Origin of the sequence: Catellatospora vulcania (genome assembly GCF_009720385.1) — a bacterium.
GTDB lineage: Bacteria > Actinomycetota > Actinomycetes > Mycobacteriales > Micromonosporaceae > Catellatospora > Catellatospora vulcania.
Genome location: NZ_ML769301.1, coordinates 458,110 through 471,672, shown reverse-complemented (window position 1 = coordinate 471,672; position 13,563 = coordinate 458,110). Strand labels below are relative to the sequence as shown.

Annotated in this window: 10 protein-coding genes; 5 read left to right on the top strand and 5 right to left on the bottom strand. The window is 73.8% G+C overall.

The features are described from left to right. Nucleotides 1-77 precede the first annotated feature (77 nt). The 5 genes from F6W97_RS02075 (at nucleotide 78) to F6W97_RS02055 (ending at nucleotide 6,357) form a co-directional block, all read left to right on the top strand. Nucleotides 78-1,322 (top strand): SGNH/GDSL hydrolase family protein, encoded by a 1,245-nt coding sequence (locus F6W97_RS02075; protein ID WP_155368365.1) that lies wholly within the window; start codon nucleotides 78-80, stop codon nucleotides 1,320-1,322. Between the two features lie 201 nt (nucleotides 1,323-1,523). Then, nucleotides 1,524-2,579 (top strand): sulfotransferase family protein, encoded by a 1,056-nt coding sequence (locus tag F6W97_RS02070; protein ID WP_155368364.1) that lies wholly within the window; start codon nucleotides 1,524-1,526, stop codon nucleotides 2,577-2,579. Then, nucleotides 2,576-4,360, top strand: coding sequence for an ABC transporter ATP-binding protein (locus F6W97_RS02065; protein WP_230686335.1), 1,785 nt, complete (start codon nucleotides 2,576-2,578; stop codon nucleotides 4,358-4,360). Before F6W97_RS02070 ends, F6W97_RS02065 begins: the two co-directional genes overlap by 4 nt. An 11-nt stretch (nucleotides 4,361-4,371) precedes the next feature. Next, the gene (locus F6W97_RS02060; RefSeq protein WP_155368794.1) at nucleotides 4,372-6,123 is read left to right on the top strand and encodes an ABC transporter ATP-binding protein; all 1,752 of its coding nucleotides are present in this window, start codon (nucleotides 4,372-4,374) and stop codon (nucleotides 6,121-6,123) included. 51 nt (nucleotides 6,124-6,174) lie between these two features. Beyond that, entirely contained in the window at nucleotides 6,175-6,357 is a 183-nt protein-coding gene (locus tag F6W97_RS02055; protein WP_155368363.1) for a hypothetical protein, read from the top strand. 74 nt (nucleotides 6,358-6,431) lie between these two features. Here the strand turns inward: F6W97_RS02055 and F6W97_RS02050 are convergent, their stop codons facing one another. Genes F6W97_RS02050 through F6W97_RS02030 form a run of 5 tightly spaced genes read right to left on the bottom strand, consistent with a single transcriptional unit; the run spans nucleotide 6,432 to nucleotide 13,503 of the window. Further along, nucleotides 6,432-7,607, bottom strand: a complete 1,176-nt coding sequence (locus F6W97_RS02050) for a macrolide family glycosyltransferase (protein WP_155368362.1) — start codon at nucleotides 7,605-7,607, stop codon at nucleotides 6,432-6,434. Further along, complete coding sequence (locus tag F6W97_RS02045) at nucleotides 7,600-8,916, bottom strand: condensation domain-containing protein (RefSeq protein ID WP_155368361.1); 1,317 nt, start codon at nucleotides 8,914-8,916, stop codon at nucleotides 7,600-7,602. Before F6W97_RS02045 ends, F6W97_RS02050 begins: the two co-directional genes overlap by 8 nt. Then, entirely contained in the window at nucleotides 8,913-9,152 is a 240-nt protein-coding gene (locus F6W97_RS02040; RefSeq protein WP_230686334.1) for an acyl carrier protein, read from the bottom strand. Before F6W97_RS02040 ends, F6W97_RS02045 begins: the two co-directional genes overlap by 4 nt. After that, nucleotides 9,149-12,037: a non-ribosomal peptide synthetase gene (locus F6W97_RS02035; protein WP_230686333.1), complete on the bottom strand. Its 2,889-nt coding sequence runs from the start codon at nucleotides 12,035-12,037 to the stop codon at nucleotides 9,149-9,151. Before F6W97_RS02035 ends, F6W97_RS02040 begins: the two co-directional genes overlap by 4 nt. Further along, a complete protein-coding gene (locus F6W97_RS02030) occupies nucleotides 12,034-13,503 on the bottom strand; it encodes a class I adenylate-forming enzyme family protein (RefSeq protein ID WP_155368360.1) in 1,470 nt (489 codons plus the stop codon). Before F6W97_RS02030 ends, F6W97_RS02035 begins: the two co-directional genes overlap by 4 nt. Between the last annotated feature and the right edge of the window lie 60 nt (nucleotides 13,504-13,563).

Genomic DNA, 13,563 nt, shown 5'->3' with positions numbered 1-13,563 from the left:
TTTATTGACATCGTGGTGCCGATGGCGGGTCCGTCCGCCGCAATCCCCTCGGGAATCGACGGAGGTTCCACAAAGTGATGATCAAACGAAGCCGCGTCGCGGCCGTGCTCGCCGGACTCGGCCTGCTCGCGACCACCCTGGTCGCGGCGGCGGGTCCGGCGTCCGGCGGGTTGCCGCCGCGCTGGGTGGGCACCTGGGGCACCGCGCTGACCGCGCCGAGTCTGGCCAACACCGGCAGCTCGCTCAACGGCTTCGCCGACCAGTCGATCCGCCAGCTGGTGCGGGTCTCCCTGGGTGGGCAGAAGGTGCGGCTGCGGTTCGCCAATGCGTACGGCACCGGCCCGCTGACCATCGGACGCGCCAGCGTCGGGCTGCCGGTGGCCGCCGGATCACCCACGTTGCATCCCGGCAGCATCCGGCCGGTCACCTTCAACGGCAGCGAGTCCGCAGTCGTCTACAAGGGCGCGGAGCTGATCAGCGACCCGGTCGACCTGCCCGTGTCGGCGCTGCAGGACCTGGCGGTGACGCTCTACCTGCCCACCGCGACCGGCGCGACTTCGTGGCACTGGACCGCCCGGCAGACCTCCTACGTGTACGCCGGCGACCGGGCCGCCGAGACCGACGGCAGTGGGCAGACCGCGGCGTACAACCACTTCTACTACCTGGCCGGCATCGAGGTGCTCTCCCCGACCGCCCTGGGCACCGTCGTGGTCCTGGGCGATTCCGTCAGCGACGGGTCGGGCTCCACGCTCGGCGCGAACACCCGCTGGCCCGACTACCTCGCCGGACGGATCACCGGCACGTGGCCCGCACTCGGCGACCCCGGGGTGCTCAACGTCAGCCTGGCCGGCAACCAGGTCACCAAGGACGGCCTGGCCATCAACTCCCCGGCGCTGGGCGACAGCGCGCTGGCCCGCCTCGACGACGACGTGTTCAGCCAACCCGGCGTACGCACCGTCATCGTCGAACTCGGCATCAACGACGTCCACCTGTCCGGCTTCCCCGCCGACCGGATCATCGACGGACTGCGCCAGCTGGCGGTCCAGGCCAAGGACCGGGGCATCCGGGTCGTGGTGGCCACGCTCGGCCCGTTCGAGGGCTACTCGTCGTGGACGGCGCAGAAGGAGGAGGTGCGCCAGGCGGTCAACACCTGGCTGCGCGGCGACAACGAATTCGACGGGCTGCTCGACTTCGACCAGATCCTGCGCGACCCCGCCGCACCCACCAAGGTCCTGCCCGCCTACGACAGCGGCGACCACATCCACCCCAACGACACCGGCGCCCAGGCACTGGCCGCGGCCGTACCGCTCTGGCTGCTGTGACCCGGTGACGCCGGAATTCGCGCGGATTGGCGCGATCCATCGGCTTTGATGTCATGCAACAAATCTGCACATGCGCATGCTTGATTGAGGAAAACGCTTACCCGTAGCGTTGGCTCGCGTGGTTCGGTCCCTGACCGGGACCGAGAAGTGCAGATGAGGGCGGCCGGCATGCCGCCCTCATCTTCTTCCTTGGACGGTGTGATGGCCCAGCTGCTCGCCCTCGCGGAGAAGACCAAGCCCTATCCCCTCGCGGTGGCCGGCCCGGCCGACTTCCGCTGCGAGGTGGTGGCCGACGTCGACCCGCAGATCGTGGTGACCGAGCCCGGGCACAGCCTGTACTGCCTCGACCACGACACCCGCCGTGCCCTGTTCACCAGGACCGACGTCGACATCAGCGGCGCGCCGTTCCACTTCCTCGCCCAGTACACACACGCGACCGCGGTCGTCGCCCTGTCCTACGCCGAACTGCACGCGCTGTCCACGCCCGGCGAGCCCGGCGGCGTGTTCCTGTACTCCACCGGCCGGTGCGGCTCGACCCTGGTCGCCACGGCGCTGGCCGAACGCGGCGGCCTGGTCGGGGTGTCCGAGCCGGACGTGCTCACCCAACTGGTCATGCTCGCCCCGCACGTCGACGGGGCGGAGCTGCGCGAGCTGGCGCGCAGCTGCGTGCGGCTGCTTTCCCTCGGCCGCCCGGTCGCGATCAAGCCGCGCAGTTTCGTCATCGAGCTGGCCTGGCTGCTGCACGAGGAGTTCCCGCAATTCGCCTCGGTCTTCCTGTACCGCGAGCCGCAGTCGTGGGCGCGGTCGACGGCGCGGGCGTTCGCAGGCTACGACCCCGCCCTGAACACCGATCCGGCGGCCGTCCAGGACCGGCTGGGCCGGCTGATCCCGCTGGTCGCCAGGTGGCGGCGGAGGAAAGGCCGCCTGCTGTCGCCCGAGGAGGTCATGGCCTGCCAGTGGGTGGCGCAGCTGGAACGCGCCCTGGCGCTGCGGCACCGCGGTGTGGACCTGTTCACCGCGACCTACGAGGACCTGCTCGCCGACCCGCCGGGCGTGCTCAGGTCGCTGTTCGCCCACTGCGGCCTGGCCGCGCCGTCCGGGCTGGACGAGATCCTGGCCAGGGATTCGCAGGAGGGCACCACCCTGTCCCGGTCCGCCACGGCCGCCCGCAGCCCGGACGACCCGGCAGGACCCGGGTTCGACGAGGCCGCGCTGACCCGGACCATGGCCGAACTGTGGGTCGAGGCGCTGCGGTGACGGCATCGGAGACGCGGTCCACGCCCGCGGGCAGCGCGATGACGACAGGCGAGCTGGTCGCCCGGGGCACCCGGCTCTGCGGCCGCATGATCCGGTCCGAGCCCCGGCTGTTCCTGCTCTCGCTCGGTGGGGCGGGCCTGGTGGTGCTGCTGTCGATCGGCAGCGCCTTCGCCATCGGCGCGGTGGTCGCCGACGTGGTGGCCCCGATGCTGGACCGCGGACAGGTCGACGCGGGGCTGCTGGCCGGGGCCGCCGCGGTCCTGCTGGGCCTGAGCGCGCTGAAGGTGGTCGGCATCTTCAGCCGCCGGCTGGGCGCGGTGTACCTGCAGCAAAGCCTGCAGGCACGGCAGCGCAAGGGCATCGTGCGCAAGTACCTCAGCCTCCCGCCCGCCTGGCACCGCGACAACCCGACCGGGGCGCTGCTGTCCAACGCCTCCTCGGACGTGGACGCCGCGGCCTCGCCCGCGGGCAGCCTCGCCTACGCGGTGGCGACGGTGTTCCTGCTGGCCGGGGCGCTGACCGCACTGTTCGCCGTCGACTGGACGCTCGGCCTGGTCGGCCTGGTGGTCTTCCCGGGACTGGTCACGGTGTTCGCCGCGTACTCGCGCCGGGTGGCGCCGCGATACCGGCTGGCCCAGTCGAAACGGGCGCGGGTGACCGCGCTGGCCCACGAGAGCTTCGACGGCGCGCTGACGGTCAAGGTGATGGGCCGCGCGGATCACCAGACGGCGCGGTTCGCCGGCGAGGTCGACGAGCTGCGGCAGGTGCTGGTCTCGATCGGCCGGACCCGTGCCTGGCACGACCCGGTCATCGACGCGCTGCCCCAGGTCGGCACGGTCGCGGTGCTGGTCGTCGGCGCGTGGCGGTGCGAGCAGGGCGCGCTCGGGCTGAGTGACCTGACCGCCGCGGCGTTCCTGTTCGCGCTGATGGACATGCCGATCCGCGCCATCGGCTGGCTGCTGGGCGCGCTGCCCCGGGCGGTGGCCGGAGCGGAGCGGGTGGACCGCGTCCTCGCCGCCGCGGACGACACGCCACCGGGCACGGCCTCGCTCGGCGACGGCCGCGCCGAGCTGCGCCTGCGGCAGGTGAACGTGCGGGGTCTGCGTGAGGTGTCGCTGTGCGTGGCGCCGGGCCGGGTCGTCGCCGTGGTCGGGGCGACCGGGTCCGGGAAGTCGACCGTCGCGGCGCTCGCGGCCCGGCTGCTGACGCCTGATTCCGGCGCAGTGCAGATCGGCGGGATCGACGTGCGGGAGCTGACGGCTGCGGCGTACGCGGCCGCGGTGGCGTACGTGCCGCAGGTGCCGTTCGTCTTCTCCGACAGCGTGCGCGCCAACGTCGCGCTGGGGCGGCCAGGACTCGACGACGACGCGATCTGGCAGGCACTGGCTGTGGCGCGGGCCGACGAGTTCGTCCGGCTGCTGCCGCAGGGCCTGGACACCGGGCTCGGCGAGCGCGGCGCGGCGCTGTCCGGCGGGCAGCGCCAGCGGATCGCGCTGGCCCGCGCCCTGGCGGGCGGTCCACGGCTGCTCGTGCTCGACGACGCCACCAGCGCGGTCGACCCGGTGGTCGAGGCGGACCTGGTCGCGGGACTGCGGTCGGCGCCGGGCGGCCCGGCCATGCTCGTGGTGGCGACCCGCCGCCCGACCATCGCCCTCGCCGACGAGGTCGTCTTCCTGGACCAGGGGCGGGTGGCCGCGGCGGGCGCGCACCACGAGCTGATGCGGTCCACCCCGGGCTACCGGGAGCTGCTGGCGGCATACGACCGGCGGGTGTCCGCGTGAAGGGCGACACGATGTGGGACACGTTGCGGCGGGCGATGCGGCTGTCGCCTGAGCTCCGGCGGGGCCTGGCCGTCACGCTGCTGCTGGCGGTGGGCATGACCGCGGGCCGGGCGGCGGTGCCGGTGGCGGTGCAGCGCGGCATCGACGACGGGCTGCGCGGCGCGGGCGGGCCGGACGCCGGGGTGGTCGCGGTGATCGGCGCGGCCGGGCTGGCCGTGCTGCTGCTGTCCATGGTCTGCGGGTACGCGATGATGCTGCGCCTGTTCGACGTGAGCGAGTCGGCGCTGGCCGCGGTGCGGGTGAAGGTCTTCCGCCACGTCCACGACCTGCCGGTGCAGCGGGTGGGCGCGCAGCAGCGCGGCGCGCTGGTGGCACGGGCGACCTCCGACGTGGACCAGATCACCTCGTTCCTGCAGTGGAACGGGGTGGTGCTGTTCATCTGCGTCGGGCAGACGCTGGTCACCGGCACGGTGATGTTCTTCTACTCGTGGCCGCTGGCATTGGTGGTGCTGACCGTGTTCGCCCCGGTCGGCTGGGTGGTGCGGGCGTGCATGCGCGATCTGGCCGACGCCTACGGGGCGGTGCGGCAGCGCTCGGCGGAGATGCTTGCCGTCGTGTCGGAGAGTGTCGTCGGCGCCGAGGTGATCCGCTCCTACGACGCCTCGGCCCGCACGGTGGCCCGCCTGGACGAGGCGGTCGACGCGCACCGGCTGGCCGCTCAGCGCGCGTCGCGGCTGACCGTCACCGCGTACTCGGTCGGCGAGATCGCCACCGGCGTGGCGATGGCGGCCACCGCCGCGGTCGGCGTGCTGCTCGGGGTGGGCGGGCGGATGACGGTCGGCGAGATCGCCGCGTTCCTGTTCCTGGTCGCCCAGTTCGCGCTGCCGGCGCAGGTCGCCGGGGAGATGCTCAACGGGCTGCAGAGCGCCGTCGCCGGGTGGCGGCGGGTGCTCGACATGCTCGACACCGAGCCGGACGCCGCCGACCACGCCGAGGCGGTCGACCTGCCGCCGGGTCCGGTCGCGGTGGCCCTGCGCGGGGTCGGGTTCACCTACCCGGACACGTCCGCGCAGGTGCTGCGGGAGGTCGACCTGGAGATCGCCGCGGGCAGCCGGGTCGCGGTCGTGGGCCGGACCGGGGCGGGCAAGACGACCCTGGCGAAGCTGGTCGCCCGGCTGGTCGAACCGAGCCGGGGACAGGTGCTGCTGGCCGGGGTGCCCCTGGACCGGGTGCGGCTGCGCTGCCTGCGCGAGCGGGTGGTGATGGTGCCACAGGAGGGGTTCCTGTTCCGCGGCTCGCTGGCCGACAACATCCGGTTCGGCCGGGCGCTCGGCGACGACGACATCGCCGAGGTGTTGCGCGAGCTGGGCCTGCTGGACTGGGCGGCGGGCCTGCCGGACGGGCTCGGCACGCTGGTCGGCGAGCGCGGCGAGGGCCTCAGCGTCGGCGAGCGGCAGTTCGTCGCGGTGGCGCGTGCCCACGCCGCGAGCGCTGACCTGCTGATCCTGGACGAGGCGACCAGTGCCGTGGACCCGGCCGGCGAGGTGCGGCTGCGTACGGCGATGGACCGGGTGTCACGCGGGCGGACCACGATCACGATCGCGCACCGGCTGGCCACCGCCCGCGGCGCCGACGAGGTGATCGTCGTCGACGACGGGCGGGTCGTGCAGCGGGGACGCCATGACGAGCTGGTGGCCGCGGCGGGGTCGCCGTACGCGAAGCTGCACGCCGCGTGGCTGGCGGGCGAGCACGCCCTCGCCTGAGACCGGTCCAGGAAAGGGCTTGGCATCGCCGCGATCGGGTAAGAGCGGGTCATGAGCCAGCCGAATCTCGATCCCGAGCAGTATCCGCCGATCGATCCGTCCGAGCCCGCACCCGACGATCCGGGTGTGCTGCTGCCGGACACGCCGGAGGTGCTCCCCGCAGCACCGGTCGAGCCGATGCCGGGCGAGGAGGACCCCGGCGGCTACCCGGGAGGGGTGCGCGAGCCCGCATAGGCGCTCGTGGCAACGCGGAGACAAGGTCGCGGAGGCTCACCGACGAGGCGGGCCCCGCGCCCCTCCGGCAGCGGTCAGGGCAGGCTCTGCTCGATGATGTCGGCAGCGCGGGCCGTCCCGCCCGCCGCGGCGATCGCGCGGCGCATGTGGTCGACCCCGTCCATGATCGACGGATCCTTGACCATGAGTTCGATCGCGGTCCGGAGCGCGCCGGGGTCGGCGTGCTCGGCGGTCAGCCGGGTCCCGAGCGCGAGCTGTTCCACGCGCAGCGCGTTGGCTTCCTGCTCCAGGGTCTGCGGCGCGGCGAGCACGGGCACGCCGGCGCTCATGGCCTCCATGACGCCGCCCATGCCGGCATGGCAGATCATGGCCGTGGCGTGGGCGAGCACGTCGAGCTGCGGGACGAAACGGCGCACCTCGACGTTGGCCGGCGGCCGGCCCAGCGCGGCGAGGTCGATGCGCTCGCCGACGGCGAGCACCACGTGCCAGTCGGTGCCGCCGAACGCGTCGATGCAGTGCCGGTAGAAGTCGGGCCGGTTGTTGTAGACGGTGCCGAGGGTGACCAGCAGCACGTCGCGGTCGCGGGGCGGCCGCCACTGCAGCGGGGTGCGGCGGCGGCACGGGCCGACGAACCGGTAACCGGGCCCGAACAGCTCCCCCGCGTACTGGAACGAGCGCGGGTAGAACGCCAGGTGCGCCTCGGGCTGCGGAGTGAGGAACTGTGCCGGGTCCAGCGCCGGGCAGTACGCGGCGAGGAACGCCTCCAGCCGCGACTGGTAGATACGCAGGACCGGGTCGGCGGGATCGAAGGCGGCCAGGGCCTGGCCCATCGACCAGTGCTCGTTGGAGACCAGCATCGGCCACAGCTGGACGGCGGGCACGTCCAGGCGGGCGGCGAGCACCCGCCCGGCGAAGGCCATCCGGTCGAATACCACCAGGTCGGGCCGGTCGTCGCGGTAGAGCGGCGCGAGCTGCGTGTACGTCGCTTCGGCTTCTTCGAGGAAGGCCAGCAGCGTATGGCTGATGTAGCCGTCGCGGGCGGGCGCGCACAGCGTCGGGTCGTGGTCCGGCGGGCGCAGCGAGCGGTACGGCCGCACCACCGCCCCCGCCGCCTCGACCACCGGTCGGCGCTCCTCGGTCGTGCAGTAGGTCACCCGGTGCCCGCGCCGGGTCAGCTCCTCCACCACGGGCAGGGTCGGGAACACGTGCCCGATGGCGGGGATGTTGAAGAACGCGACGTGCCTACCCATGGGATGCCACCAGCTCGGAGAGGCGGTCGCCGGGCCGGGCGACCGCGGCGGACAGGATCTGCTCGTAGCGGCGGGCCATCGCGTCGACGGTGTCCGGCCGGAACAGCGCCGTGTCGTAGCGGATCCCGGCGCGCAGGCCCGACTCGTCTAGCCGCCAGATGTCGAACACGAGGTCGTGCAGCACCTTGGCGTGCCCGTGCGGGAAACCTTCGACGCGCAGCGGGCCGAGCTGCGACACGGACACGGGGGTGTCGTTGCGCATGCTGAACACCACGTCGAACAGCTGCGTCCGGCCCGGGTCCCGGGGCACGCCGAGCGCCGCGATGACCCGCCCGAGCGGCGCCGACTGGCGCTGCAGCCCGCCGATGACCGTGCTGCGCGTACGTTTGAGCAGCTCGGCGAAGCTGGGGTCGCCGGACAGGTCGGCGCGCAGCGCGAGGGTGTTGGCGAACAGCCCGACCACCGGCTCGAACTCGGCGCGCACCCGCCCGGCGACCGGGGTGCCGACGCAGAAGTCGTCCTGGCCGCTTCGTTCGCGCAGCAGCACCTGCAGCGCGGCCAGCAGCACCATGAACGGGGTGCAGCGGGCGGTGCGGGACAGCTCGACGACCTGCCCGGCCAGTTCCGGGCTCATCTGGTGGATGTGCTCGGCGCTGTGCGCGGACTTCTCCGGCGGGCGCGGCAGGTCGGTCGGCAGTTGCAGCTGCGAGGCCCCGGCCAGGCGCTCGCGCCAGTACGCCAGGTCGCCGGCCTGGTCCTGCTGGGCCTGCCAGAGCGCGAAGTCGCCGTACTGCAGCTCCAGTTCGGGCAGGTCGGGTTTGGTCCCGTCGAGCGCGGCCGGGTAGCCGGCCCGGATCTCGCGGCCGACGATGCGCAGCGAAGCCCCGTCGGCGAGCAGGTGGTGCATGGTGAAGCACCAGACGTGGTGGTCGTCGGCCAGGCGCAGCAGGCACGAGCCGACCAGCGGCTCCCCGGTGAGGTCCAGCAGCCGGTGGGTACGGGCCGACAGCAGCTCGGCGGCGCGGGCCTCACGCTCGTCCTGCGGGTGCCCGCGCAGGTCGACGACCGCGGTGTCGATCCCGGCGGGCGGCATGACGACCTGGACCGGTTCGCCGTCGCGGAGCACGAAGCCGGTGCGCAGGCTCTCGTGCCGGTCGACGACCGCACTCACAGCAGCCTGCCAGGCGGGCACGTCGAGCGGGCCGAGCAGCCGCCAGTTGAGCACCAGGATCGGCGACGCGTCGCCCGGGTATGCGGTGCACAGGTACCAGAAGCGCTGTTGCAGCGCGGACAGCGGCAGGTGTCTCATATCCGGTCGGCCACCATTCGGGAGATCGCGTCGAGGGTGTCCGACCCGGACCCGTCGCCGAGGTCGATCTCGACGCCGAATTCGAGGTCGATGGCGTCGATGAGCCGCAGCGCACCCAGCGAGTCCAGCCCCAGGGCGCGCAGCGAGCCGCCGGTGAGCGCCTGGCCCGCGGTGACCGACCCGCCGGTGACGTCCTGGATGAGCGTGGCCAGCCGCCCGCTCAGCTCGGCGCTCACCGCTGCTCCCGCAGGTGTGCGGCGATGTCGGCGATGGTGGGCGTGTCGAAGAAGACGTCCAGCGGCACGTCGTGGCCGAGCTGCTGCAGGATGCGCACGTTGATCCGGGTGATGGTCAGCGAGTGCCCGCCGAGGTCGAACAGGTCCTCGTCGAGGCCGATGTCGTCGACGCCCAGCACCTCCTGCCAGATGCCCCGCAGGACCTGTACGAGGTCGTCGGCGTCGGCAGTGTCGGTGGCGGGCGTGTCGGTGGCCGGTGTGTTCGACGGGCCGCGGGTATGGACCGGCTCGGGTAGCGCGGCCCGGTCGAGCTTGCCGCTGGGTGTGACCGGCAGGTGCGTCAACGCCGTCCACGAGGTCGGCACGGTCGCCGCGGGCAGCTTCGACCCGAGGTGACGGCGCAGCTCCGCAGGGTCAGGGGCGGCGCCACGGGCCACCACGTAGGCGGCCAGCTCGCCGCCGCGCAGGGCCACTGCCGCCTGGGCGATGCCGGGGTGCTCGCGCAGGTGCGCCTCGATCTCCTCCAGCTCGATCCGGTGCCCGCGCACCTTGACCTGGCTGTCGGTGCGGCCGCCGAAGACGATGCGGCCGTCGGCCGACCACCGGCACCGGTCGCCGGTGCGGTAGAGCCGACCGCCGGCGAAGGGGTCGGGGCGGAAGCGCTGCTCGGTGAGGTCCGGGCGGCGCAGGTAGCCGTCGGCGACACCGTGGCCGCCGATGCACAGCTCGCCCCATACGCCGATGGGCAGCGGGCGTCCGTCGTCGTCGAGGATGTAGGTCCGGGTGTTGGCGATCGGGCGGCCGATGGTGACGGTGTCGGGTTCGGCGGGTATCTCCTCGGCGGTCGACCAGATGGTGGTCTCGGTCGGGCCGTACACGTTGACGAGCCGGGCCACCCGGGCACGCAGCTTGCGGGCCAGGTCGAGCGGCAGGTTCTCGCCACCGGCGAGCGCGGTGACCGCGGCCCGCCCGTCGAAGCCCGCTTCGAGCAGGACCTGCCAGCCCGACGGAGTGGCCTGCACGTGCGTGACGCCTTCGCGTTCGATCAGCGCGCCGACGGCCCGGCCGTCGAGGCCGCCGGCCTCGCCCGCGATCACCAGGCGGCCCCCGGTGACCAGCGGCAGGAACAGCTCCAGTCCGGAGATGTCGAACGACAGCGGGGTGAGGCCGAGCCAGCGGTCCCCCGGCCTGCTGCCGAGCGTCTCGGCGATGCCGACCAGCAGGTTGCCCAGCGCGGTGTGCGGCACTACCACCCCCTTGGGCCGGCCGGTGGTGCCCGAGGTGTACATGACGTACGCGGTGCCCGCGGGGATCGCGCCGCCGGACGACGCGGCCGGGACGGCGTCGAGGCCGTCGAGGACCAGCGCGGGCTCGGCGCCAGCCAGGATCAGCTCCTGCCGCGCCGGCGGATACGCCGGGTCGACCGGCACGTATGCCGCACCGGCCCGCATCACGGCGAGCATCGCCACGAGCGCCTGCCAACCGCGGGGCAGCCGGATCGCGACCAGCGCGCCCGGACCCGGCAGGCGGGCGGCCAGCCGCGTGGCGGCGGCGTCCAGCTCGGCGTAGGTCAGGCGGTGGTCGCCGTCGACGACCGCGATGTCGTGCGGGCGCAGCCGGACCTGGGTGGCCAGCAGCTGCGCCACGGTGCCGCGCTGCTCGCGGGCCGTGTCGTTCCAGCCGTGCAGGACGGTGGCCAGCTCCGCGGCGGGCATGATCGGCATGGTCGCGACGTCGGCGTCCGGGTCGGCGGCGACGGCGGCCAGCACGGTGCGCAGGTGCTGCCCGATCCGGGTCACCGCCGCGGTGGGCAGGCAGTCCGGGCTGTGCTGGAGGCTGACGGCGAGGTCGCCGTCGGGGCCGTCGACGAGCTGGATGTGCAGCGCGTTGCGGGCCGCCCCGTGGAACAGCGCCCACTGCACGTCGGCGGCGACGCCGGGGAACACCGGTGCGGGTCCCCGCCGCCGGTAGCCGACCGACACCGCGGTCAGCGACGGCGCGGCCCGCAGGCCGCCGACGACCTGGGCCAGGGGTACGGCGCGGTGCCGGTACAGCTCGCGCAGGCGTCCGCGCAGCTGATGTGCGTAGTCGCGGAAACGGCCGGCGGCCGGTGCCACGCCGACGGGAAGCTCGTTGACGTGCAACCCGATCCGCCGCGCGGTGTTCTCGTCGCGGGTGGACAGCCCGACGGCGACGGGCAGTCCCGCGTTGCCGTAGCGGGCCAGCAGCACGTGTATCGCGGCGAGTAGGACTTCGAACCGGGTCAGGCCGTCGACGTCGACGGGCGGCACGGTGAGTTCGACGGCGTGGCCCGGCGCGGCGGCGGCCGGTGTTCCGGCCAGGTCGGGCAGCACCGCCTCGCCCGGACCCGCCCAGTGGCGGGCCCAGTAGGCCCGAGCGGAGTCGAGCGCGCGTTCGTCGGACTCGACACTCGCTGTGGCGGGCAGCGGCCCGAGCTCGTCTCCCCGGTAGGCGGCAGCGAGGTCGGCCAGCAGCAGATCCTTGGACATGCCGTCGAAGACCAGGTGGTGGGCGGTGAACAGCAGCAGGTGGCGGGTGGGCGCCTCGCGCAGCAGCAAGAACCGGGCCAGCGGCCCGCGGCTCAGGTCGTACGGGCGGGCGATCTCCTCGCGTACCCGGGCTGCGCTGTGCGGCGCGTCGCTCAGAGTGATCTTCTCGGCGGCGGGGACCAGCCGGGGCAGGTCGCCGTCGAGGGCGACCGCGCTGCCCAGCACGGGATGCCGGGCGACGACGGCGGCGCAGGCCTCGCCGAGGGCGTGCCGGTCCAGCTCGCCGTCTAACCAGACACCGAGCGCCATGTGGTACGCGGTGCCCGCCACCGCCGCCTGCTCGGTGAACCACACGCCGTGACTGATGGGATTCACGCGCCACCTCCGGTGCCGGTGGGGAAGAGTCCCACCAGCTGTCGTTTGAGGACCTTGCCCGCGTCGTTGCGCGGAAGCTGATCGAGCACGAGCAGGTCGCCCGGCAGCTGGTGGTCGGCGAGCCGCTCGGCGAGGAACGCGCGGATCCCGGGCAGGCCGACCTCGCCCGCGTCGGGGCGGGGCACGATCGCCGCCGCGAGCCGCGCGCCGAGCACCGGGTGCGGCACGCCGACCACCGCGGCCGCGGCGACGGCGGGGTGCTCGTGCAGCGCGGCCTCCACCTCCAGCGTGGAGATCTTGTACGCGCCCGACTTGACCACGTCGCTGTCGCGATCGGACAGGAACAGGTGCCCGCCGCGCAGCCGGCCCAGGTCGCCCATCCGGACCCAGCCGTCCCGGAAGGTGTCCCGGGTCGCCTCGTCGTCACCGAGGTAGCGGCGGGCGTGCGGCGAGCGCAGCCACACGTGGCCGACCTCGCCGTCGGGCACCGGCCGGCCGTCGCCGTCGGTGATCCGCACCGCCCCGGTCGCGACGCGGCCGACCGCGTCGGGGTGCGCCGGGTCGAAGATCATGTTGGTGTGCGCGGGGGCGGCCTCGGTCGACGTGTAGTGGTTGACGATCGCCGCGCTGGGAAACGCCCGGCTCAGCCGCAGCGCGACGGCGGGCGGCAGCGGCGCGGCGGTCGAGCCGACCAGGTTCACCCCGGACAGGTCGAGGCCGTCCAGCGCCCCGGAGTCGAGCAGTTCGATCGCCGTCGCGGGGACCAGGAAGACGGTGCCGACCTCGGGCAGCCTGGCCGCGAACCGGCGGGGTGTGAAGCGCGGCAGGGTCAGCGCCGCGGGCCGGGCGGTCAGGGCGTTGACGAGCATCGTCTGCGCCGCGTTGGTGCCGATCGGAAAGGCGTGCAGGAACCGCCGCGAGTGTGCCAGGGCCAGCCGCTTGGGGTGGACCGGGACGCCGTCGGTGAGGTTGGCGTGGGTCGCGGCGACCGCCTTGGGCTGCCCGGAGGTGCCCGAGGTGAACAGGATCTGGGCGATCCCGCCGGGGCGGGCGTCGTCGGCCGGGTCCGGTGTGCCCGCCTCGGCCAGCGCGTCGACCTCATCGCGACCCTGTATGACGAGGTCCGCGCCGCACGCCGCCAGCAACCGGGACAGCCGGGCCGACGGCAGGCCGTCGGGTAGCGGCACGGCGGCGGCGCCGGCCTTCTGCACGCCGCAGTACGCCACGGCGAAGCTCGTCCAGTCGCGGCCCGCGAAGACCAGCCCGACCGCCGCACCCGCGGTGACGCCCCTGGCGCGCAGCGCCGACGCGACCGCCGACGAGGCCCGGTCCCACTGCTCGAAGGTCAGCGTGTCGACGCCCGCGACCTCGATGGCGACGTCGGCGGGGTGACGCGCACGCCGCCAGGCCAGCAGCCCGGGGACTGTCCGACACGGTTGAAGCGGTTGTTCGCCGATCCCGGGCATGGGAGAACGTCTCCTAACGCGACCTGGCGCGGGGATCGGCATCTCGCCCGCATATCGACA